General features: G+C 62.6%; 19 protein-coding genes. 10 read left to right on the forward strand and 9 right to left on the reverse strand.

Annotated features, from left to right (window positions below):
* Nucleotides 1–48: 48 nt before the first annotated feature.
* Nucleotides 49–1842 carry a DUF3592 domain-containing protein gene (locus ACILSE_RS03025; protein ID WP_395715868.1) on the forward strand — a complete coding sequence of 598 codons (1794 nt, stop codon included), beginning with the start codon at nt 49–51 and terminating at the stop codon, nt 1840–1842.
* Between the two features lie 6 nt (nt 1843–1848).
* On the opposite strand, the gene ACILSE_RS03030 is transcribed toward ACILSE_RS03025, so the two are convergent.
* From ACILSE_RS03030 to ACILSE_RS03040, 3 genes are all read right to left on the reverse strand, one after another.
* Nucleotides 1849–3153: an FtsX-like permease family protein gene (locus ACILSE_RS03030; RefSeq protein WP_395715869.1), complete on the reverse strand. Its 1305-nt coding sequence runs from the start codon at nt 3151–3153 to the stop codon at nt 1849–1851.
* Between the two features lie 204 nt (nt 3154–3357).
* Nucleotides 3358–4656, reverse strand: a complete 1299-nt coding sequence (locus ACILSE_RS03035; RefSeq protein ID WP_395715870.1) for an FtsX-like permease family protein — start codon at nt 4654–4656, stop codon at nt 3358–3360.
* 146 nt (nt 4657–4802) lie between these two features.
* Nucleotides 4803–6128: an OFA family MFS transporter gene (locus tag ACILSE_RS03040; protein ID WP_395715871.1), complete on the reverse strand. Its 1326-nt coding sequence runs from the start codon at nt 6126–6128 to the stop codon at nt 4803–4805.
* A gap of 164 nt (nt 6129–6292) precedes the next feature.
* On the opposite strand from ACILSE_RS03040, the gene ACILSE_RS03045 reads away from it, so the two are divergent.
* A complete protein-coding gene (locus ACILSE_RS03045) occupies nt 6293–6472 on the forward strand; it encodes a hypothetical protein (protein ID WP_395715872.1) in 180 nt (59 codons plus the stop codon).
* 71 nt (nt 6473–6543) lie between these two features.
* Here the strand turns inward: ACILSE_RS03045 and ACILSE_RS03050 are convergent, their stop codons facing one another.
* From ACILSE_RS03050 to ACILSE_RS03075, 6 genes are read right to left on the reverse strand one after another with little or no spacing between them, the layout of a single operon-like run.
* Nucleotides 6544–7641 (reverse strand): type IV pilus twitching motility protein PilT, encoded by a 1098-nt coding sequence (locus ACILSE_RS03050; RefSeq protein ID WP_395715873.1) that lies wholly within the window; start codon nt 7639–7641, stop codon nt 6544–6546.
* A 17-nt stretch (nt 7642–7658) separates the two neighbouring features.
* Entirely contained in the window at nt 7659–8711 is a 1053-nt protein-coding gene (locus ACILSE_RS03055) for a type IV pilus twitching motility protein PilT (protein ID WP_395715874.1), read from the reverse strand.
* Between the two features lie 57 nt (nt 8712–8768).
* Nucleotides 8769–9974, reverse strand: a complete 1206-nt coding sequence (locus ACILSE_RS03060; RefSeq protein WP_395715875.1) for an AGE family epimerase/isomerase — start codon at nt 9972–9974, stop codon at nt 8769–8771.
* A 15-nt stretch (nt 9975–9989) separates the two neighbouring features.
* Nucleotides 9990–10391, reverse strand: a complete 402-nt coding sequence (locus ACILSE_RS03065) for a hypothetical protein (RefSeq protein WP_395715876.1) — start codon at nt 10389–10391, stop codon at nt 9990–9992.
* A 27-nt stretch (nt 10392–10418) separates the two neighbouring features.
* Complete coding sequence (locus ACILSE_RS03070; RefSeq protein ID WP_395715877.1) at nt 10419–10574, reverse strand: hypothetical protein; 156 nt, start codon at nt 10572–10574, stop codon at nt 10419–10421.
* Nucleotides 10575–10605: 31 nt separating this feature from the next.
* Nucleotides 10606–12405 (reverse strand): sulfurtransferase, encoded by a 1800-nt coding sequence (locus ACILSE_RS03075; protein WP_395715878.1) that lies wholly within the window; start codon nt 12403–12405, stop codon nt 10606–10608.
* A gap of 109 nt (nt 12406–12514) precedes the next feature.
* On the opposite strand from ACILSE_RS03075, the gene ACILSE_RS03080 reads away from it, so the two are divergent.
* The 8 genes from ACILSE_RS03080 (at nt 12515) to ACILSE_RS03115 (ending at nt 23047) form a co-directional block, all read left to right on the forward strand.
* Nucleotides 12515–12964, forward strand: coding sequence for a hypothetical protein (locus ACILSE_RS03080; protein WP_395715879.1), 450 nt, complete (start codon nt 12515–12517; stop codon nt 12962–12964).
* Nucleotides 12961–13263 (forward strand): hypothetical protein, encoded by a 303-nt coding sequence (locus ACILSE_RS03085; protein ID WP_395715880.1) that lies wholly within the window; start codon nt 12961–12963, stop codon nt 13261–13263. Before ACILSE_RS03080 ends, ACILSE_RS03085 begins: the two co-directional genes overlap by 4 nt.
* A 37-nt stretch (nt 13264–13300) precedes the next feature.
* The gene (locus ACILSE_RS03090) at nt 13301–14293 is read left to right on the forward strand and encodes a DUF1080 domain-containing protein (protein ID WP_395715881.1); all 993 of its coding nucleotides are present in this window, start codon (nt 13301–13303) and stop codon (nt 14291–14293) included.
* A gap of 183 nt (nt 14294–14476) precedes the next feature.
* A complete protein-coding gene (locus tag ACILSE_RS03095; protein WP_395715882.1) occupies nt 14477–15433 on the forward strand; it encodes a cell division protein FtsQ/DivIB in 957 nt (318 codons plus the stop codon).
* Nucleotides 15434–15439: 6 nt separating this feature from the next.
* A complete protein-coding gene (gene ftsA, locus ACILSE_RS03100; RefSeq protein ID WP_395715883.1) occupies nt 15440–16657 on the forward strand; it encodes a cell division protein FtsA in 1218 nt (405 codons plus the stop codon).
* 35 nt (nt 16658–16692) lie between these two features.
* Complete coding sequence (locus ACILSE_RS03105; RefSeq protein WP_395715884.1) at nt 16693–18351, forward strand: cell division protein FtsZ; 1659 nt, start codon at nt 16693–16695, stop codon at nt 18349–18351.
* A 40-nt stretch (nt 18352–18391) separates the two neighbouring features.
* Nucleotides 18392–19711, forward strand: coding sequence for a dipeptidase (locus tag ACILSE_RS03110; RefSeq protein ID WP_395715885.1), 1320 nt, complete (start codon nt 18392–18394; stop codon nt 19709–19711).
* A gap of 81 nt (nt 19712–19792) precedes the next feature.
* A complete protein-coding gene (locus ACILSE_RS03115) occupies nt 19793–23047 on the forward strand; it encodes a PSD1 and planctomycete cytochrome C domain-containing protein (protein ID WP_395715886.1) in 3255 nt (1084 codons plus the stop codon).
* Nucleotides 23048–23125: the final 78 nt, after the last annotated feature.

A 23125-nucleotide genomic window follows, 5' to 3' on the forward strand; every position in this document is an offset into this window, starting at 1 on the left:
CATACGCGCCTGTTGCGGAAGTCAGCCGCTTTGTGCAAAGCTACGCCCATGCTGAAACTGACCCGCATCCCTTCCAGCGCAGCACGACCTGCCAAACAACTCGGAGGAGGCTGTGCCGTGCTGTTCGGCCTGCCGTTCATCATCGCCGGACTGGCGATCGGCTGGTTTCTCTACTTTCCCGCGATCAGCACCTGGTGGTCCGCTCGCGGATGGGAGGAAGTGCCGTGCTGGATTGAAAAGGCGGACATGAAAAGCTCACGCGGCAGCAAGGGCGGCACCACCCGCAAAGCGACCGCGAGCTATCGTTATGAACATCACGGCCGCACTTACCGCAGCGAGGAGGTTGGCCTCACGGGCGGCTCGGATAACATCGGCGACTTCCAGCAGCGCGCGCACGCGCAGATCCGCATGTTTGAGGGAAAGGACCGCCCCTTCCGCTGCTATGTGAACCCCGCGAAGCCGGAGCAGGCCGTGCTGTTTCCCGAGCTGCGCTGGGGTTTGATGCTCATGATGTCCATTTTCCCGATGGTCTTCCCGCTCGTGGGCGCGCTCGTCTCGCTGGGCGGCGCTCTGGAGGCACGGAAGACCATGGCGGAGGCAAAACTGGCGAAACAACATCCCTCCGAGCCATGGCGCTGGCGGCGGGAGTGGAGCGGAGACACGATCCAGGAGTCGAAAAACGGCCTGACGGCCATCCTCGTCGCCGCAGGCTGGATTTTGCTCGTTCAGGGGCCGTTGGCGCTAGGCATCATTGTCAGCGGCGAGCTGGTCCAATCATTCACGGCTGTGTTCGCGCTGCTGCCGTCGGCGCTTGCATTGATCCCGCTCTTCTTTGCCTGGCAGCGCTTCAAAACGCGCTTGGCGCTCGGCAGGCCGTCGCTCTGGCTCAAGCAAACACCGCTGCGGCCGGGAGCCTTGCTGGAGGGCGAACTGCGCTTTGACCGGGTGCTCTCGCCGCGTGAGGTCATTCAGGCGCGGGTGCTCTGCCAGCGCAAGATCACGCGTGGCAGCGGCAGGGGATCGAGCACCACGACAGAGACGATCTGGCAGCACGATGAAACACTCTCCGCAGGCGAGGCAAGGCGCGAGCTGAATGGCGTTGCGCTGCCGCTGCGGGTGGAGATTCCACGCGGTCTGCCGTGCGTCGTGATCGAGGACGCCGAATTCATGACGGGCGCGGTCGAGCAGCATCTCTGGAGCCTTGAACTGACCCCCGCCGGCGGCGGAAAACCCTCCGTGCTGCCGCTGCCGGTGTTTGTCAGCCGTGAAGAAGCGAAACTCGCCGAATCCGAGGCACGGCACGACGTTGAGGCCGTCGTTCTCGGCACGGAAGATCTGGCGGAGCGTCTGAAACGCTGCGGCGTGCTCACGGAGTTCGACGAGAACGGCATTCCAATGCTCATCGACTGCCCGCCGGGCCGTTTTCGTGCCTTGGGGTTCTTTCTGCTGCTCTTCGGTGTCATCTGGTTCGGGATTTTCATCGCCATGGTGCGCAGCGGAGACGCGCCGCTGATCTTCCGCTTCATCTGGGGCACCACCGCGCCTCTCATCATCGGCCTGGGCCTCTTCACCCTGCTGCATCGTCGCCGTGTCGAGTTCAGGGATGAAGAGATGATCATCCTGAACAGCATCGGCCCGTTTTACTCCTGGCATGAAACGTATGCACCGCGCCACATCGTCCGCTTCACGCACGACTCGAACATGCAGTCCGGCAGCCAGTACTACTACCGCGTCCGCGCCGAGACGACCTTCGGTAAAACCAAGACGCTGGCCGATGGCTTCACCGAATCCGTCACCGCTGAGACGCTAGCTATGCGGCTGGATGAGTGGAAGAAGAAATGATGGAGTCTAGCCCCCATCCCGTAACGCCACCGCGGGATCAACCCGCGCCGCGAACCATGCGGGAACCAGCGCGGCCATGAGGCAGAGGGCGACGGCGGTGGTGCAGATGGTGAGGAGGTCGCCGATGTTGGTGTGGGCGGGGATGCTGGAGAGGAAGTAGATGTCCTGCGGGAAGATGTCGCGGCCTGTGAGGTCGGCGATCTGATCCCGCAGCCAGTTGCGGATGCTGAGGAAGAAAAATCCGCCGCAAAGGCCTGCCACGACGCCCGCCAGCGCGACGATGCCGGCCTGCGAGACGAAGATGGCGATGATCTGCCAGGCGCGAGTGCCCAGGGCGGTGAGGATGCCGATCTCGCGGCGTTTTTTCACGGTGACGGTGATGGTGGTGTTCATCACGCAGATGGCGGCGACGAGCATGATGAAGAGCAGGATGAACCACATCATGACGCGCTGGTTTTCGACGGATTCGAGCATGAAGCCGTGCTCCTGCATCCAGGTGCGCCAGCCCCAGGTCTCGGGAATGATGCCGGAGCGGTAGATGGCGTCCATGACGGGCTCGGCGCCGTCGGCGTCCTTCAACTCCAGCTCGATGCCGCTGACGTCGCTTTCGAGGTTGAAGAACTCCTGCGCGATGTGCAGCGGCACATAGCCGCGCAGTCCGGCGGTGTCGGCGCGCAGCGTGGCGACGAGGGTGAGGTCCTTCGACAACACGGTGACGTTGTCGAGCGCCTCGGCACGTTTCGTTTCCTCGGCGTCCTCGGGAATCTCGCGCACCTGCTTGATGAACTGGTTCACGCTGTCGGCGGCATGGACGACGAGCGTGTCGCCGATCTTCGCGCCGATCTCCTTCGCGAATTTGTCGCTGAGGACGATGGAGTCGCCCTTGAGGTCGAATTTTCCGTCCTTGAGGTGCTTCCTGAGCTTTTGCAGCAGCCCGTTGTCCGCCTCGTCGTTCATGCCGATGATGCTGACACCTTGAAGATTGCCCTCGTTTTCGACGACGACGACGCCATCGGCCACGGGGACTGCGGAGACGACTTCCGGCAGCGCGGCGAGTTTTTTCCGGAGTTCGCGCCAGTCGGTCTTCGGCGCATCGTCACGCGTGGTCATGGGCTGCACCATGGCGTGCGGTTCGAAACCGATGAGCATCTGCCGGAATTCCCTCTGCCAGCCGCTGAACACGGACATCACAAACACCAGCACGCCGACGCCAAGCATGACGCCGAGCATCGAGATCACGGTGATGACCGAGATGAACGAGCGCGTGGGCCGCAGGTAGCGCAGGGCGAGGAAGAGGGGGGCGCTGGACATGAAATGAGGAATGACGAATGCAGAATGACGAATGGTGGGGGCGTCGTCCTCGTCCTCCTACTCGTCCTCGATCATGCAGGGTGGAAAGGAGTGATGGGTGACGAGTTAGGAGAGGCGTGTTGGCGTGAGATCGGGAGATGTGATTGTTAGCGGAACGGAAGAATCGAGGACGAGTTCGAGTAGGAGGACGAGGACGACTTTGAATCAGTCCCGCAACGCCACCGCAGGGTCCACCCGTGCCGCAAGCCACGCGGGCGGCAAGGCGGCGAGGAGGCAGAGGACGATGGCACCGACGGAGGTGGCGACGACGAACCAAGGCTCGATTTGCGCCGGGATGGTGGCGAGGAACATGTCGGAGGATGTGTCGGCATTGCCGCCGCTGAGCACGGCGATGGCCATGCGGATGTCATCGCGGAAGCGAAGCACCAGACCGCTCAAAACAAGGCCGCCTACGGTGCCGAGCGTTCCGACAAACGCGGCCTGCGAGACAAAGATGCCGATGATCTGGCCCTGACGCGAGCCGAGCGCGGTGAGCACGCCGATCTCACGACGTTTTTGCGTGGTGACGGTGATGGTGGTGTTCATGACGGAGAAGGCGGCGACGACGAAGATGATCAGGATCACGATGGTCATCATGACGCGCTCGTTGTTCATCGCGGCGAGGCGTGCGTCGCCCGCATCCGTCCACAGCGAGGCGCTCCATCCGGCGGGAATGATGCCGGCGGCCTCCAGGCGCTTTTTCACGTCCTTCACCTCCCCGGGCTGTTTCAATTCGATGAGGACGCCGCTGACTTGATCGCCGAGGCCGAAGATCTGCTGGGCGGTCTCGAGCGTGGTGTAGCCGTAAAGTCCGGCGGTTTCGGCGCGCAGGCTGCCCTGCACGATGATTTCGCGCGCATGCAGCTTGATCTCCTTGTAGGCGGCGTGGCGTTTTTTCTCGTCCTGCTCGTCGGAGGCGACGCGGAAGCGCTGCACGGCGCTGGTGACGTTCGTGGAGGCATAGACGCTGATTTTGTCCCCCGGATGCGCGTCGAGCTGCCCGGCGATAACATCCGCGCAGACCAGGCCGCCGTGACGCAGCGTCAATTCACCCTCCAGGCGGTGGCGGGCGATTTTTCCCATATAAAACTTCGCGCCGTCCTCCGGCAGGGCGATGACGTCCATGCCGGACTGCATGCCATCGCGCTCCGCATACATGGTGCCGCCGATGTAGGCGCTGGCAGCGAGCACGTCGGGCTGCGTTTGGACCCTGGCGGCGACCTCGGCGGCGGTTTTCGCCTGCGCGGGCTTTTTTCCCAGCGGATGCAGCAGCATGTGCGGCTCGGAGCCGATGAGCGTCTTGCGGAACTCGCCCTCAAAGCCTTTCATCACCGAACTGATGACGATCATGGCCGTGACGCCGACAGTGACGCCGAGGATTGAGATGATCGTGATGACGGACACGAACGAACGCTTCGCGCGCAAGTAGCGCCGGGCGAGGAAGAGGGTGGCGTTCGAAAACATGGAGACGCATCAAAGCGATGCGCTGACTACTTCGCAACTGCTTCCACCCCGAAGAGCGGCAAGGATTTTTTCACCGACTGGGTGACGCCCCAGAGCAGCGGGGTGGAGACGATGATCCAGATGAGGACGGCTTTCATGGCGTGAAATCAGGCGGAGGTAGCTTCTTTGACGTGATATTTCGGATCGACGGGGCGGACGAGCAGGTTGGCGACGAGGCCGATGCCGAGCAGTCCGCACATGAGGTAGAAGGTGCCGTTGTAGGCCTGGGCCTTCGGCACACCGGCGGCGACGCGGCTGTCATAGAAGCCGTTGATGAGCGAGGGGCCGATGACGGCGGCCATGCTCCACGCCGTGATGAGGCGGCCATGAATCGCACCGACCTGGTAGGTGCCGAACATGTCCTTCAAATAGGCCGGGATCGTCGCGAAGCCGCCGCCATACATGCTGATGATGAGGGCGGTGCAGATGACGAAGAGCGTGCGGTTTTGCGTCTCCTGCGTGTAGGGCAGGATGGCGTAGAGCACGGAGCCGAGGATGAAGTAGATGCAATAGACCGCCTTCCGCCCGATGAGGTCGGAGGTGGAGGACCAGACAAAGCGTCCGCCCATGTTGAAGATGCTCAGCAGGCCGGTGAAACCCGCGCCGATGGCGATGCCGACGCCAAACATGTCCATGCACATGTCCGCCGCGCGGCCGAGCACGCCGATGCCCGCGCTCACGTTCATGCACAGCACCGTCCACAACAGCCAGAACTGCGGTGTCTTCCACGCGGTGTCCACCGAGACGCTGGCGGTGGTGATCATGCCGTGGGACGCCGCGACCTTTGGCTCGTAGCCCTCCGGTTTCCAGCCAGGAGCGGGAACGCGGACGATGAAGGCTCCAAACAGCATGAAGCAGGCATACAGGCCGGACATGGTGATCAGGGCGCTCATAGCGCCGGTGTCCGGTGCCTTGGCGTAATGATTCATCAGTTCCTGCGCCAGGGGGGAGCCGATGAGCGCGCCACCGCCGAAGCCCATGATCGCCATCCCTGTCGCCATGCCGGGGCGGTCGGGGAACCACTTCACCAGTGTCGAAACAGGTGAGATGTAGCCGAGTCCCAGGCCGATGCCGCCGACGAACCCATAGCCGAAAAGAATCAGCCAGAGCATTTTCAGCTTCACACCGAGAGCAGCGAGCAGCAGGCCGCCGCAGAAGCAGCAGCAGGAGGCGAGCATGGTCTTGCGCGGACCGGAGCGCTCCACCCACTTGCCAAAAAAGGCGGCTGAAATGCCCAGCATCATCAGCGCGATCTGGTAGGCGATGTTGACCTTGGAAACCGGCACGCCCAGCTCTGCGCCGAGCGGCTTGTTGAACACGCTGAAGGCATACACCTGCCCGATGCACATGTGGACGGCGACGGCGGCTGGAGGGACGAGCCAGCGGCTGAATCCGGGGATGGCGACGGTGGCTTCGCGGGAGAGAAAACTCATGGCGGATCGGGAGTAGCGGTTTAGCCGCGTGTTTTAGCGGCCCGGCGGGCGGAATGGCAAGGAAAGATTCAGGATCGACAAGAAACGCGGGGTTTCATACGTTCTCGGAGCAAATTCCGGTAATTCCGCCGGTTTTGTCCCAAACACATACAAACACATCATCGATGAAAACTCTGCTCTCCATCGCCATCCTCTCCCTTGGCTCTGTCGCCTTCGCCGCTGACAAATGCCCGATCAGCGGCAAGCCTGCCGATCCAAGCATCACCAGCACCGGCAAGGACGGCAAAACCGTCTCCTTCTGCTGCGAGAAGTGCAAAGCCAAGTTCGACGCGAAGAACAAGTAAGCCTCGCCACGCCGTTCACACGGCGTTTGAAAAGCGGAGCCGGGAAACCGGCTCCGCTTTTTTGTTTTTCATCAACGCTTTCTGGGATTCTCCCGCTCGCGCAGGAATTTCTCATGACCGATGCGCACAAACTCCGCGTCACGGGCGCGGATGAGGGCGTCGTCGAGGCTGATGAAGCCGTGGTTCGCCAGATGCATGAGGCTGTCGTCAATCGTGTGCATGCCGTCCACCGCGCCGATCTGGATGAGGTTGGCGAGCTGGGAAAGACGGCGTGAGCGCACGCAGGAGGCGATGCCTGAATTCCCCACCAGGACCTCCGAGGCCATGACCCGGCCGGATTCGTCCCGCCGCGTCATGAGCGACTGGCAGATGACGCCGCGGAGGGAGCCGGCGAGTTGCGAGGCGACGAAATCCTGCTGCTCCTCCGGGAAGGCGTCGAGGATGCGCAGCACCGTTCCCGGAGCGTCCTGCGTGTGCAGCGTGCTGATGACGAGGTGCCCGGTTTCCGAGGCGGTCAGCGCCGTGCGGATCGTCTCCAGATCGCGCAGTTCGCTGATGACAATGACGTCCGCGTCCTGGCGCAGCGCGCTTTTGATGGCAGCGGCAAAGCTGTGCGTGTCCGCGCCCACCTGGCGCTGGCGCACGAGGCTGTTCTCGTGCGCGAACAGATACTCGATGGGATCCTCGATGCTGACGATGTTCGCCCGGCGTGTGCGTGCGATGTGCTGCGTCATTGAGGCCAGCGTGGTCGTTTTGCCGCAGTTGCTCGTGCCGGTGACGAGGATGAGCCCGTCACGCAACTGGGTGAAGCCCTCCACCGTCGGTCCGTGGCCGAGATCACGCAATTCGGGGATGACATTCGGGATGTAGCGGAAGGAGGCCTCGATGCGGCCGAGGACGTAGCAGGCGTTGCCGCGAAAGCGGCCGAGATTTTCCACCTGGATGGCGAAGTCGAGCTCCCACTCCTGCTCAAGCTTGGCGCGCTGTGTTTCTTTCAGCACGCCGAAGATCAGCTCGCGCAGATCGGCGACATCGAGCACCTCGTCGGTCATGGGCTGGAGGATGCCGTTGATACGGCCCATCGGCGGGCTGCCGGAGCTGATGTGCAGGTCCGAGCCACCGCGCTCGATGACCATGTAGAGATATTCGATGAGATCGTGCGAGCGCATGAGCGTGGGGGTGAGAATCAGGAGATGCCGCGTGCCGCGCGGCGGAACTCGGCCTCGTTGCCGCATGCCGCGATGGCGGTCGGCTCGTCAATGACGCCTGCCTCGTAGGCGGCCACGATGGACTGCAAAAAGGTGCGGCAGTTCGGGTCGTTCGCCCGCGACATGTAATCATGGATTTCCGACACGGCCCGGCGGGCGATCCAGTCACGCACCGCGCCGCCGTTTTGCAGGTGCTCGGTGAGCAGCGTCAGCCTGCCGTTCACGTCCGGCACGAGTTTCTGGCAAAGAACCCCGAGAAGCTGGTGCGAGAGAAGATGCAGGCCGATCGCCACCTCGTCCGCGGGAAAGAGGTTCACAAAACGCTCCATCGTGTCCGCCACCGTGGCGGAATGCATCGAGGCAAGTACGAGATGGCCTGTCTCGCAGGCCTGCAGCGCGGTGAAGGCCGTTTCGTGGTCGCGGATTTCGCCCACGAAGATCACATCCGGCGCCTGGCGCATCGCCGCGCGCAGACCGCGTGGAAAGCTCGGCGTGTCACGCCCGACCTCGCGCTGTGTGAACATGGAGCGGTTGTTCGTGAAGATGTACTCGACCGGATCCTCGATCGTCACGATGTGCCGGGCCACGTTCGTGTTCATCCAGTGCAGCAGACCGGCCAGCGTGGTTGATTTGCCCTGCCCGGTGGAGCCGGTGATCAGCACCATGCCGTGCTCCTGCGCTCCCCAGCGCGTCAGCAGCCACTCAGGCGCGCCCAGGGCGGAAAGATGGGGCATGTCCGTGCGGATGCGCCGCAGCGTCGCCGCGAGACGGCCCAGCACCTTGTGCAGGTTCACACGAAAACGGACGCCGGAGCGCGAGACCATGCCCGTGTCCACGTCCATGTCCTTCAGCGAATCTCCGCCGCACACCTGCCACAGTCCGGCGATGTGCGGCAGCAGCACCGGCTCGTCGCCGAAAATCATGAGTTGCTCGTTGATCTTCATCCGCGGCACCTCGCCTTCCTGGAGGAAAATGTCGCTCGCCTGGTGCTCTTCGGCTGCCTGGAGGATGTCGTCGATGGAAATGGCCATGCGGATGGAATGCTAGCGGTCGGTGCTCACCGGCTCAAGCCCGCGCTCCGCATTTCGTCACGTGTTTTTCGTCCCGCACGGTTCGTTTTCCAGCAACTGCCCGCAATACCACAGCATCCGCGGCAGGTGGAACGGCCCCTTCCACATGTTTCCCTTCAAAGTGACCGATGGCGTGCCATCGCGATGCAGATAGCCGAACCACTCGCCGTGCTGCGGATCCGGGAAGTGCGCGAAGCTCCAGTCATGCACCTGCTTGTGCCACCGCGCGTATTTGGCATCGCCCGTGATGTGCCAGGCGAGTTGCGTGGCGATGACTGCCTCGTTGTGCGGCCACCAGAATTTCATGTCGTGCCAGTATTCCTGCACCGGTTTGCCAAACACATCGCGGAAGTAGAAAATCCCGCCGTGCTCCGCGTCCCAGCCACGCTCCCACATGCAGTCGAGGATTTCGAGGCCGAGCTTGAGGTAGCTCTTTTCTCCACGCCACCGCCCTTCATGCAGGATGAACCACGCGCACTCCAGCGCATGGCCTGGATTCAGTGTTCGTCCGTCGAAGTGGTCGATGATCGACCCGTCCGGCGACACCACCTCCATCAGCGCACCGAGGTCAGGTTTGAAGAAGAACTGCTGAATCTCCAGGATGAAGCGGTCCACCCACTCCGAGCAGCTGTGGCCGGAGATCTTCACGTCGCCGAGGTTCACCCGCAGTTCCTGCGCCGTGGCGATGCCGATCATGAGCGCGCCGATGCCCATCATCGGCCGTGTCTCCGAGTCCACCTTCGGCTGCATGAGCCCCTTCTCGAAGGAATGCCTCAAATAGGTCGCGAAATCCTTCTTCGCCCGCTCCGCATAGCTCTCATCACCCGTCGCCTTCGCATACGCCGCATGTGCGATGGCCGCGAAGGCCTCGCTGAACACATAGCGCCGCATGCGCAGCGGTTTGCCCTCCCGCGTCACGGTGAAGAAGAGCTTTCCGTCCGTCGCATAACCATGCTTACCCAGAAACGCCAGGCATGAGCCCGCAGCGTCCAGCCAGTCGCTGCGCTTCTCCACCGTGTTGTAGAGCGTCGCGCACATCCACGCCGCGCGGCCTTGGAACCAGATGCTCTTGTCCGTGTCCAGAATCGACCCGTCGCGGTCCAGCGAGGTGATGATGCCGTCAAACTCACGGTCCATGCCGTTCTTCAGCCAGAACGGCATCACATCATGGAGCAACGTGTCACGGTAAAGCGTGCGCAAAGACTCGCGATAAGCCGGGTTCATTTCAGTTTATACCCCTCACTCATAAGAAAATATTTCGGTGAACCAGGTTTTTCCGGGAATAGCATCATCTATCGCATGGTGAAGTGCTGCGTCAGGGATTAATGTCCAACCATTCCGGGATAAGACTTGAGCAACCTTTTCAAGCATATCGGTATCGAATTTCTCTGCCTGAAGCAACACAGCAAGCTTGCCGTAATAACTCAGCCACAGCGATTCTTTGGCACCATCGAGTGTCATGTTAAAAAAGGAGTTCGATGGTCCGGTTGGTCCACTGATAGATGCCTTCTCACGAAGGACTTCAATAATCTGATCGCACGTTTGCTTTGCGCTATGCCTCAGTTTAGCAAAGTCCGACTCACTAATTTCTGCTCCATTTAACACGTTCCGCAGTTGGTCTGTGATAGCTTGAAAGTTCATGGTTCTGCAAACGCGATTATTTGGTCTTTAGCCCCACCTGTCTTGCAACGATGCGATGATGCCGTCAAACTCACGGTCCATGCCGTGCTTCAGCCAGAACGGCATCACGTCATAGAGCAATGTGTCGCGGTAGAGCGTGCGCAAAGAGTCGCGATACGCCGGGTCGGTCAGGTTGGGACTCATCACTGGACCTTTGTTGGGTTTCGGCCACGGTTCAACTGGCATGCGCCCATCCTGGTCGCTCGGCCTCGAACACCACGCGCTGCTTCGTCAGCGGATGCGTGAAGGCCAGTCTCCACGCGTGCAGGCACAGAGGCGGATCGGTGATGGCGAGCGTCTGCGTCTCGCCGACCTGCCCGCCGGGCAAGTAGGCGGCGTCACCGACGATGGGATGGCCCAGATGCCACAGATGGATGCGGATTTGATTCGTGCGGCCGGTGATGGGGCGCGCTTCAACGAGCGCGGTGCCATCGGCGTCGCGTTGGAGCACGCGGAACTCGGTTTTGGCCTCCTGGCCGTCCTCGGCGACGGTTCTGCCGCCGAGTTTGCCTGCCTCGGTGCTGAGTGGCGCATCGCAGATGAAACTGTCCTGCTCCGGATGGCCCTGCACGCGGGCGAGGTAGCGTTTTTCGACCTCACCACGCTCAAACTGCGGCTGCACGAGGCGCGCGAAGTGCTGTGTCTTGCACAGCAGCATCACGCCGGTCGTGTTCGCATCGAGGCGATGCACCGTGCGCGGGCGCAGCGGATGCCACACGAGGTCGAGGATGTATTGCAGCGTGTTGCGATTGAAACGACCGCCGACATGCACGGGCAGCGGCGCAGGCTTGTTCAGCACGAGGATGGCCTCGTCTTCAAATAGCACGCGGATGTCCGCGTTCACATCCGGCTCACGCAGCGCGGGCGTGTGATGCAGGTAGTGCTCCCCCGCACGCACGAGGTGATCCGCGGCGACGGGTTTGCCATCCTTGTCGGTGAGGCGGCCGTTTTGAGCGGTTTGCAGCCAGACCTCGCGCCCGATGTGCGGCATGACGTGATCGAAGGCATCCACGACGGTTTTGCGATCGCACGCGGCCGGAATGTGCAGCGGGCGCTCGTGATCATACGGCACGCTGCCGGGCAGCGGCGTCGTGGCGGCGCGGATGGCGGCGTGGCGTTGGTCGATCTGCTCGCGCTGCTGCTGCTCGGTCGTTTTGAAGCAATACGGACACGAAACATGCGCCACATAGCGCGCATCGGCCTGATCCTCGGCCGTGAGCGGCGTCTGGCAGACAAAACACTGCGCGGAGTCGGTCTCCGAGAGCGCGGGATCGACACCGACGCGCTGATCGAAGACAAAACACTCGCCGTCGTAGTGCGCGCCGCCGCATTCCTCGAAGTACTTCAAGATGCCGCCCTCAAGCTGCCACACGTGCTCAAAACCCGCGCGCTCCATGAACGGCGCGGCTTTCTCGCAGCGGATGCCGCCGGTGCAGAAGGACACGATCTCGGCTTTTTTGAGCTCTGGCGGCAGTTTGGCCACCGCGTCGGGGAATTCGCGAAAATGGTCGATGCCGGCCACCACCGCGCCTTTGAAGGTGCCGAGCTTCACTTCGTAGTCGTTGCGTGTGTCGTAGAGAATGACCGGGCGGCCTTCGTCGAGCCACTGCTTCAGCACCTTCGGCTCCAACCGCGGCGACGTATACTTCGCCGGATCGATGCCTTCGACACCGAAGGCGATGATCTCTTTCTTGATGCGCACGAGCATGCGGCGGAAGGGCTGCTCGGCGCTGAGGCTGTATTTTGGCTTCAGCCCTTCCAGGCCGGGGATGCGGCGCAGATCGTCCACCAGCGCGTCCACATCGTCGCGCAGGCCGGCGATGAACATGTTGATGCCTTCCTCGCTCAGCAGGATCGTGCCTTTGAGCCCGCGCTCCTTGCAGACGGCCAGCAGACGCGCGCGCATCTCCTTCAGGCCGGAAAGCGGCGCGAACTTGTAGCAGGAGATGTTCGTGATCGAGTCAGTGGCGGTCATGGGCGGTGGAAAAAGCACATGAAGCCCCGATGTGCGAGGCCAAACAGGCCTTGCCGGGCATGATGAAAGTCATCTTGCCAGACTGGAAGCCTGTGGTGCATCTTGCGGCATGCCAAGGAAAGAGCTGAAACATCCGCATCAGGTCATTGACTGGCTCCAGGACTGGGGCAGCCGGTTGCAGGAGCCTGCCTCGATGATTCTGATCGGTTCGGCGGGGCTGCTGTGGCACATCGCCCGCATCGGTCGTGATGATCCGCTGCCGGAGAACAGCATGGACGCTGATCCGGTGACCGATAGCGATGCCGTGGCCGAGTTGGCCTACGATGCGCTGATCGGCAGCGAGTTCGAGCGCGTGCATGGCTGGCATGTGAATCTGATGCCTAACATGGTTCTCGATCAACTACCCGCAGGCTGGCGTGAGCGAAGTCACACCGCTGCGTATGGGCATCTCACTGTTATCGTCCCTGCACCTGACGACCTGCTTGCGCCGAAACTCCGACGCAACGAACCTCGTGACCAGCAGCACGCCGCCTTGGCGCGCGAAATGGGCCTGATATGACCACCACCGTCACCAGCACAACACGCTGGCCGCTCCTGATGCACGATCAGGCGCGGCTTGAATACACGCGTCTCCTGTGGCGGCGTCCCGCCGCCCGTGCGCGCCTGCTGCGCCACTGGACGGACGCGCGGCATCCGTATGCTGCCCGCTTTCAATCGGAGCACCGCGCCGTTGTTGAGCGCGTTCTAGCCGCGCGTCCAGAGGATGACGATGCTTTGGATGCCGAGCTACGCGCGTCCGGCCGCAGCCTGCGCACCGTGGCGCGGGAGATTCCGCCGGTGTTCGGCTCGTTTTATTGATCACATCTGCTGACTTTCTCATCTTCGTTCACCCACCATGCGCCCACTCCTCACACTCCTCGTCCTTGCCACGTTCATCCACGCCCAGCAGCCTGCCGCGCCGAAACCCAAGCCGAAGGCGTTCCTGGACGCCGCCGAGGCGGGCGAGGATTTCGTCATTCAAGGCGAGTATGCGGGCGAAAACGACGGCAAGGCCTATGGCGTGCAGATTTGGGCGCAGGGCGCCGGGAAATTCGAGGCGGTCAGCTACAAAGGCGGCCTGCCAGGTGCTGGTTGGGATGGCGACCGCTCGACGATCACCCGTGTCGTCGGTTCGAGGCCTGAGGGCGAGAAGAGCGCGCATTTCACAGCCCCGGACGGCACGATCAAGGCGGAGGTGAACGGCGCAGGCATCTTGGTGAACAACGCCGACGGCGTGAAGATCATGGAACTCAACCGCGTGAACCGCGAATCGCCCACTTTGGGGGCTTTGCCTCCCGAAAACGCGGTGGTGCTGTTTGATGGCAAGGGCGTGAACCGTTTTCCGAACTCGAAGGTGGATGAAAAGCTCGGAGCTCTGGAGCAGGGCATCACGAGCGAGGACACGTTCGGCGATTGCAGCCTGCATGTGGAGTTCCTGCTGCCCTTCATGCCCGAGGCACGCGGTCAGGGCCGCGGAAACAGCGGCCTCTACCTGCAAGGTCGCTACGAGGTGCAGATGCTCGACAGCTTCGCTCTCGAAGGGAAGGACAACGAATGCGGCGGCCTTTACAAGATCGCGGTGCCGAAGGTGAACATGTGCCTGCCGCCGCTGACCTGGCAGACTTACGATGTTGATTTCACCGCCGCGAAATACGACGCCGAGGGAAAGAAGACCGCGAACGCGAAAATCACGGTCAAACATAACGGCGTGCTCATTCATGACAATCAAGAGCTGCCCGGCAGCACCGCCGCCGCGCCGAAGAAGGAGGAGAACACGCCGGGGCCGGTTTATCTGCAAAACCACGGCAATCCGGTGCGCTACCGGAACATCTGGGTGGTGCGGAAGTGACCCTTGGTCAGCCAACGTGGCGAGTTGTTCACAGGCATTTGTGAGCAACTAGGCCACTTGTGAATATAGCCCCGGTAATTTTCCGCGAATAATTATGGCAATCGGACTGGTAATCCGGTATTTAAGGCCCATTAAATACCGCGTTCTGCCAGCCGTGCTGCTGGCTGTTTGTGTCCGCCCGTCATGTCTGCCGTCAAAAAAGGCTCTCAAAAATCCGCCAAGCGCTCCGCCCGCAAGCGCAAGGGGACGGTCACCCACGTCATCGACTACGAGCCTGATTCACCCGTCATCCGCGAGCATGAGGCGGTGGAGCGTCGCCGTCGCGGTTTCCGTAATGCGATGCGCCTGATCGCCGCGATGCTCATCATCGGCATCGGCTGGGTGGCATGGCATGAGGCGCTGGAGAAAAACGAGCAGTTCCTGCTGAAGGAAGTGGAGGTGAACACGGCGGGCACGCTCACGCGGGAGCAGATCGTGGCCGCCACTGGGCTGACCACGGCCACAAACGTGCTCACGATGAACCTGCGCGATGTGCGCGCGAAGATCGAGCGGCTGCCGCAGGTGAAGTCGGCGGTCATCAAGCGCGACTACCACGGCAAGCTCACCCTTGACGTTGTGCAGCGCATCCCGGTCGCATGGATCGAGTGCGCGAAGCACAAGCTGATGGAACCACTCAGCGGCAAAGGCTGTCTGATCGATGCCGAGGGAGCGCCGGTGCCGTGTGAGGTGATCACAAAGGAGTACCTCGCCATGCCTCGCATCCTGTTCCCCGGCCTTAGCACGGCAGAACCGGGCATGCCGGTGCCGGATTTTCAAATCCACTCCGCCTTGAGGTTGATGGAAAAGCTGCAAAGCCGCGACCAGGACGGGCGCGCGAAGCTGGAGCGCATCGAAATCCCGAACGCGTGGTCGCTCGTCGCGCATTTCAGCGGGGATGCGAAGATCACCTTCGGTGTGGACGACATGGATCCGCAGCTTGTCCGTTTTGACCGCTTCATGCACGAGGCAAAGGCGAGAAATTGGCGTGTGGCCACACTCAACCTGCTCTCCCGCGTCAACACGCCCGCCACCTTTCACGAGCCGCCGGACGTCACCGGACTAACCCTGGCGGACAACGCCCCCACCACCCCCGCACGCTGAATTCCCATGGCCAGGAGCACCATCTACGCCGGACTCGAAATCGGAACGCACAAGATCTGTGTCGTCGTCGGCGAGGCGAAGCGTGATGGTGCGATCAAAATCCTCGGCGTGGGCCAGGCGCCCTCCCGTGGCGTGCGCAAGGGGGAGATCATCGATTTTGAAAAGGTGCAGACCTGCGTGAACGACGCGCTCGTGCGCGCCGAGGACCGCAGCGACGTGATGATCCGGAATGTCTTCCTCGGCGTGACCGGAGCGCACATCGAAAGCCTCAACAACCGCGGCCGCCACCGCCTGCCGGACGACCAGACCGAGATCACCGAGGACGATGTCGAGGAGGCGAAGGAGATCGCGCGCGGTGTGGCCATCCCGCAGTCGAATGTGTTTTTGCACAGCGTCACGAGGCAATACATCGTCGACGGCGTGGAGGCCGTGCGGCAGCCCATCGGCCGCGAAGGCCGTGTTTTGGAGGCGGATTACCACATCATCCACGGCATCCGCGGCCGCGTGCAGAACGCCATCCGCTGCGTGCGCGAGATTCCGCTCGAAGTCGAGGACGTGGTGTTCAATCCCGTCGCCGCTGCTCAAGTCGTGCTCACTCGCGAGGCGAAGATGCAGGGCGCGCTCATGATCGACTTCGGCGCCGGCACCTGCGACTACGTCTTATATGAAGACGGCATGATCACCGCCTCCGGCTGCGTGCCCCTCGGCGGAGACCACATCACGAATGACGTCTCCATGGCACTGCAGATTCCGAACGGCCGCGCGGAGCGGCTGAAGGTCGAGGAAGGCAGCGTCTTGTATGAGGACGTGCCGGAGGGCGAGATGCTCAGCATCGAGGACGACACCGGCTTGATCCTCGGCGAGGTCGAGCGCGCCTTCTTGAACGAGGTGATGAACCTGCGCACCAAGGAGATCCTCATGCAGGTGCGCGTGCGTGTGGAGGAGCATCTCGGCCGGCTCGGGGCGGGTGTTTTTCTCACGGGAGGCGTCAGCCTGATGAAAGGCATTGACGCCGTGGCGCGTGAGGTGTTTGGCATCAAAGTCACACGCGCCGGCTCGGCGCCCGTCAGCGGCATCACAGCCACGTTCGAAAATCCGCAGTACTCGGCACCCATCGGTCTCATCCGTTATGCGCAGATCCTCGACAGCGAAAAACCCGTGCTTTCCGCGCTCGGACGCCTCGGCCGTCGCATGCAGGAGCTGCTCTCCTCAGTAACCATTTAACCTCTCACGCAATCCAAACTCAACCACCCACGATCATGGTCGAATACGAACGCACCCAGTCACGCGAAGGTTCCGAAGGGACCGGACCACGCATCTGCATCGTCGGTGTCGGCGGCGCCGGTTCCAATGTCGTCGATCGCATCACGCTCGACCGCATCGTCGAGGCCACGCTGGTCTGCGCGCACACGGATGTGCGCGTGCTCGGCCACTCGATGGCTCCTGTGAAAATCCAGCTCGGCGCCGACCTCATGAAGGGCATCGGTGCCGGCGGCGATCCTGATCTCGGTCGTGAGGCCGCGCTTTTCTCGCGCGATCAGATCCGCCAGGCGATCGAAGGCCATGACATCATCTTCATCAGCGCCGGACTCGGTGGCGGCACCGGCAGCGGAGCGGCCCCGGTCATCGCCGAGATCGCGAAAAACACTGGCGCGCTCGTCCTGGTCGTCGCCACCATGCCGTTCAGCTTCGAGGGCCGCCGTCGCCTCGCCCAGGCCGAGGAGGCGCTCGAATTGCTTCAGAAACGCGCTGACGCTCTCGTGCTCTTTGAGAACAACCGCATGGGCGAGCTCATCCTGCCGAAGGACGGCATCCAGAAGGCCTTCAGCCAGGCGGACCAGCTCATCGCGCAGAGCCTGCGCGCCGTTTCCACCATCACCACCACGCCGGGTCTCGTGAAACTCGGCCTCGACGACCTCACCTCCGCGCTCGCCAACGCAAACGGCCGCTGCCTCTTCGGCTTCGGCGAGGCCCGTGGCCAGAATCGCGGTGCGGAGGCGCTCAAAAAGGCGCTCAAGAGCCCGCTCATCGATCAGGGCCGTCTGCTGCATCAAACGAAGAACCTGCTTGTGCATGTCGCCGGCGGCGAATCGCTCACGCTCGTCGAAGTCGAGGGCGTGATGAAACAGCTTGGCCGTCATGTGCCCGACCAGACGCACATTCTCTTCGGTCTCGGTGTCGATGCGAAACTCGGCGACGCCATCGCCGTCACGCTCATCAGCTCGCTCGGTCTCAATCAGCTCAACGCCCACGCCGCCGTCGCGCCGCCTTCGGAAATGCTCCAGCCGCGTGCTGAAGCCCCCGCTCACGTCAACGCACCCGCGCCGAAGCGCGAGACGCCCGCCAGGAAGAGTCATTCGCCTTACGCGCCGCCTCAGGCCGAGCCGGCCGCCGCCCTGCTTTTCAAGGACGAGGAAATCACCGCCGCATCACCGGCGCACGAAATGTCTTTCAACGGCCTGCATCCCGAGAAGCCGGCACCAGAGGAGGAACAGCAACCAGTTCTCGTGCGCGACGAACCAGCTCCTGAGCCTGCGGCTCCGCCGGTCATCGAGCCCACGCCCGAGACCGCGCGTATCCCCGTGCGCACTCCTGCCGCGAAGGAGCTTGCCGATGCTGCCCGCGTCAAAGAATCCACCCTCGCCAGCGTCGTGGCCCGAAGTGTCACCCTTCAGACCGAGTCCGCGCCTCCTCAGGATGACATGATCACCTTCGAAACGCCGGCGGCCACCACCATCACCGCCGTCAGCGCCACCTCGACCGTTATCGCCCGCAAGCCCGCCGCCACCGAGCAGCAGACTTTCAGCCTTGGCGAGGAAGACCGCGGCCGCTTCAAGGACACTGAGCCCTCCATCGTGCAGGGCGAAGATCTTGACGTCCCAACCTGGATGCGTTTGAAGAAAAAGCTGCGTCGTTGAGCACAGGTCGCGGTTTGGGAGCGTTTGTCTGCAACGCCGCATGACTCTCCCACTTTCCCGCCGCCGCCTTCTGCAAACCATGCCGCTCGCCGCTCTCGCCGGCAGCTTTCACATCCACGTTCGCTCGCAGGAGTCGAAAAAATCGTGGATCACCGGCAATCCAGCCATCGACAAGCCGCGTGAGGTCGCCATCAACCTGCTGAAGCCCACACAGGCTCAGATCGATCACGCGTGGGAGCTGCATTTCGGCTCGGTCGTGTTTGAGAGCTACGGCTTCGCCCCGCGCTGCGCCATTGATGCCGAGGCGATGAACGGAGCGATCCAATCAGGCGCGCCAGCCGGCGAAATCGCCGATCTCCGCGAATCAATGTCGATGAACCGCAATGCGACGAACGAGCGCGAGCGCAAGGAATTTCTCGACGCCTTCCATGCATCGGGTGTGACCTGCATCTTTCAGAACACAGGCGAGGAAGGCAGCGATCCGATGCGCCTCATCAAACGCCTGGCCCATTTCACCAAGGCCACCGACTTGATGAAGCCGGCGCTCTCCAAAGTAGTGACGGCGGACGAGATCGTCGCCTTGAAGAAAGCCGGAAACGTCGGCCTGTGCTTCACCACGAACGGCGTGCCGCTGATGCAAGACTGGGAGAGCGTGCGCGATGAGTTGCGCTTCATCCGCATCTTCCATGAGCTCGGCACTCGCATGATGCACGTCACCTACAACCGCCGCAATCCGCTCGGCGACGGCGCGGGCGAGCCGCACGACGGCGGATTGAGTGATTTCGGCAAAGCGGCCATCGCGGAGATGAACAAGATCGGCGTCATCGCCGATGTGGCCCACAGCGGCTGGAAAACGGCCTTCGACGCCGCCAAAGCCTCGTCCAAGCCCATGGTGGCCAGCCACACGACCTGCTGCGGCGTTTACGAGCACTTTCGCGGCAAGCCTGACGACACCATCAAGGCCATTTGTGACACCGGCGGCCTCGTCGGCATCTGCTGCATCCCGCGTTTCCTCGGCGGCAAGGGCGACATCACCGCGCTGCTCGATCACCTCGACCACGTTATCAAAAAATTCGGCCCTCAGCATGCCGCCATCGGCTGCGACGTGGCCTACACCTCGCGCTTCGACAAAGAGGAGCGCGCCAAGCTCCTCAAAGCCCCCGGTGGTCCATCGGACCGCTGGGAGCATCTGTGGCCGAAGGACGATTATCAAACCACTGTCGAGGCCGAGCAAAGCGTCGCATGGTCGAACTGGCCGCTCTTCACGCTCGGCATGGTCATGCGCGGCCACAGCGATGACACCATCCGCCAGATCATCGGCGGCAACATGTTGCGCGTGCTGCAGGCGAATCAGGTCTGACCTTTCCAGGCTGCAAGGTGGCACGACGGCTGCGCGTTTGGATTTTTGGAGGTTTGCGCGTAGCATCTTCCGAACCCCCACATGACCCCACGCCTCCAGTTTCCCTCGCTTGTTTTGGGCAGCTTCGCTGTCGCCACGTCGCTCGTCGCGGCGGCGGACACGGCCTTTCCGCCGGAGCAGGTCGAGTTCTTCGAGAAAAACGTGCGCCCAGTGCTCGCCGAGCGCTGCTACGACTGCCACGGCGCCTCGAAGCACCAAAACGGCCTGCGCCTCGACTCGCGTGACGCCGTGATCCGCGGCAGCGACTACGGCAAGGTCGTCGAGCCCGGCAATCCGAGCGCCAGCAAGCTCATCAAGGCCGTCACCCATGCCGCCGGCGTCGAACCGATGCCGAAAAAGGGTGACAAGCTCACCGCCATCGAGGTCGCCGCGTTGGAGAGATGGATCACGATGGGCCTGCCTTGGCCCAAAGAAGCCGCCGTGGCCGCCGCGCACAGCGAGAAGGCCGATCCGAAGCAGCATTGGGCGTTTCAGCCGGTGAAGGCAGACCGCTCGAAAAGCATCGACGAGCTCGTCGGTGCCAAGTTGAAGGCTGCAGGTCTCGATTTCGCTCCAAAGGGCGACAACCGCACACTCACACGTCGTCTTTATCTGACGCTTACAGGTCTCCCGCCGAAATCCGACGAGTCCGACCAGTCCGACACGTCAGACGTGATCCAACGCCTCCTCTCCAAACCCGCCTACGGCGAACGCTGGGCCCGCGTCTGGCTCGATGTCGTGCGCTACGCGGACACGAACGGCTACCAAGTGGCCGGGCGCTCGAACTTCTACCCGTATGCCTACACCTACCGCGACTGGGTGGTGAAGGCCTTCAACGACGACATGCCGTATGACCAGTTCGTCAGCTACCAGCTCGCTGCCGATCGTATCACCGCCTCCACGCCGAATTCGCCGCACCTCGCCGCGCTCGGCCTCTACAATGTCGGCGAGCGCTTCATCAACGACCGCCTGCTCATCAATGACGACCGCATCGATGTGATCGGCCGCGGCCTGCTCGGCCTCACTGTGGCCTGCGCCCGCTGTCACGATCACAAATTCGATCCCATCCCGAGCCGCGACTACTACGCGATCTACAGCATCATCAGCAGCAGCGACGAGCCTGAGGAGACGGCGATGCCGATCATCGGCAAAGCCGCCAACGAGGCCGATGCGAAGGACTACGACGCGAAGATCGCCGTCATCAACACGAAGGAGCTCGACTACAAAAAGCAGGTCTATGACGAGTTCCGCAAACCGGAGCGCCTCGCCGAGTATCTCGTCTTTGCGCAGGAGGTCATGGACATCGCCGACCGCACCGTTTTCAACGGTAAGGCCGGCCAGGCCAAGCTGCGTGACAAGGTGGCCGACAAGTGGCGTGACTTCCTGAAGCGTTACGCGCTCGCCCCGAAGCCGCATGCCGCGCTGATAGCGTGGAACCGCTTTGCGAAGCTGCCTGCGGGCGAGTTTGCCGCGAAGGCCGCCAGCATCGCGCAGGAGCTCGCGAAGCCCGAGAGCGGCTGCACGCCGGAGATCGCTGCGGAGTTCACCAAGGCCGCGCCGAAGTCGATGAAGGACGTCGCCGGTGTTTATGCGAAGATCATTCTCGATGGCAAGCTGGAGCCCGTGCGCCAGCTCATGCAGGACAAGCTTTCTCCGATGGCCATCCCGGTGGAGGGAGCGGACGCCTTCTTCACCCGCAAGGACCTCGAAACCGTCGTGCGCATCAAAAACGAGCGCAACAAGCTCGACGCCACCCATCCCGGCGCACCGCCGCGGGCGATGGTGATGCTGGACAAGCCGAAGCCGAACGACGTGCGCATCTACATGCGCGGCAACCCCGCCCGCCAGGGCGATCCCGCGCCTCGTGCGTGGCTCACCATGTTCGGCGGCGAGAAGTTCACGAATGGCTCCGGCCGTCTCGAGCTCGCGCAGAAGATCACCAGCAAGGACAACCCGCTCACCGCCCGCGTCATCGTGAACCGCGTGTGGATGCAGCACTTCGGCAAGCCGCTCGTCTCGCAGCCCAGCGACTTCGGCGTGCAGACGCCAAAGCCCGCGCAGGCCGATCTGCTCGACTTTTTGGCCGATTACCTCATGCAAAACGGCTGGAGCCTCAAAAAGCTCCACACCCTCATTTTGACCAGCCGCACCTGGCAGCAGAGCAGCCATGCCACGCCCGAAAAACTCCTCAAAGATGCCGACAACGAGCTCCTCAGCCGCTTCAACCGCCAGCGCCTCGACTATGAAACGATGCGCGACTGCATCCTCGCCGCCACCGGCGAGCTCGACACCTCGAAGCAAGGCGGCCGCGCCATCGAATTGAACGCCAAGGACGCCGACACGCGCCGCACGCTCTATCTCAAAGTCGATCGCTACGACCAGGCCACCGTGCCCGCCATGTTCGACTTCGCCAATCCGGACGGCCACAGCCCGCAGCGCTTCAACACCACCGTGCCGCAGCAGGCGCTCTTTTTGATGAACAGCCCCTTCCTGCGCACCCGCGCCGATTCCATCGCCAAGGCCACGAAGCTCCAAGGCAGCACGCTCGACTCCGAGGCGCTGCGCTCGATGTATCAGCGCATCCTCGCCCGCGATCCGCGGCCCGATGAAGTCGAGCTCGCCCAGCGTTTCATGGCCGACGCCACCGTGCTCGATGCCGAAAAGCCCTTCCGCTGGAGCTACGGCACCGTCACGCTCACCCGCGGTGCCGATGGCAAACCAGCGTTCAGCGGCTTCGAGCCCTTCAAGCACCTCACCGAGCGTGCGAACGGCGGCCAGCGCCTCTGGAGCCCCAGCGAAAAAATCCCCAGCGCCGACGCAAAGTGGGGCCACGCCTTCTGGGCCAACTACGGCGGCCACGCAGCGCCGAAGGAACTCGTCGTCGCCGCCCGCTGGCATGTGCCATCCGATTTGAAAGTGAACATCGACGCCACCCTCAGCCGCAAAACCGACCGTGGCGACGGCGTCCGCGCCTGGATCCACAACAGCGGCACCGGCGTGCTCAGCGAGTATCTCTGCAACCCGCAGAACAAGCAGCTCCCCACCCACCTCACCACCGACGTGAAGAAAGGCGATGTCCTTAGCTTCCTCGTCCACAACGAAGCCAGCACCGACAGCGACAGCTTCGAGTGGCAACCCCGCATCACCCGCGCCGACACCGACGAGCTCCTCACCGACGCCAAAGCCGACTTCTGCGACGCCAACCGCTGGCCCTTCGGCCGCGCCAAGCCCCAAAGCCCCCTCAGCCAGCTCGCCCAAGTGCTCCTCATCAGCAACGAGTTCATGTTCCTCGACTAAAGTTGCCCCGTTCCTGCGGAACAGGGCTCTTGTTGCACAGCAACAATGCTACTTTGCTCTCGACTCCGTCATGCTCGT

This window comes from Prosthecobacter sp. (assembly GCF_044236155.1).
In the GTDB taxonomy this organism is placed as follows: domain Bacteria; phylum Verrucomicrobiota; class Verrucomicrobiia; order Verrucomicrobiales; family Verrucomicrobiaceae; genus Prosthecobacter.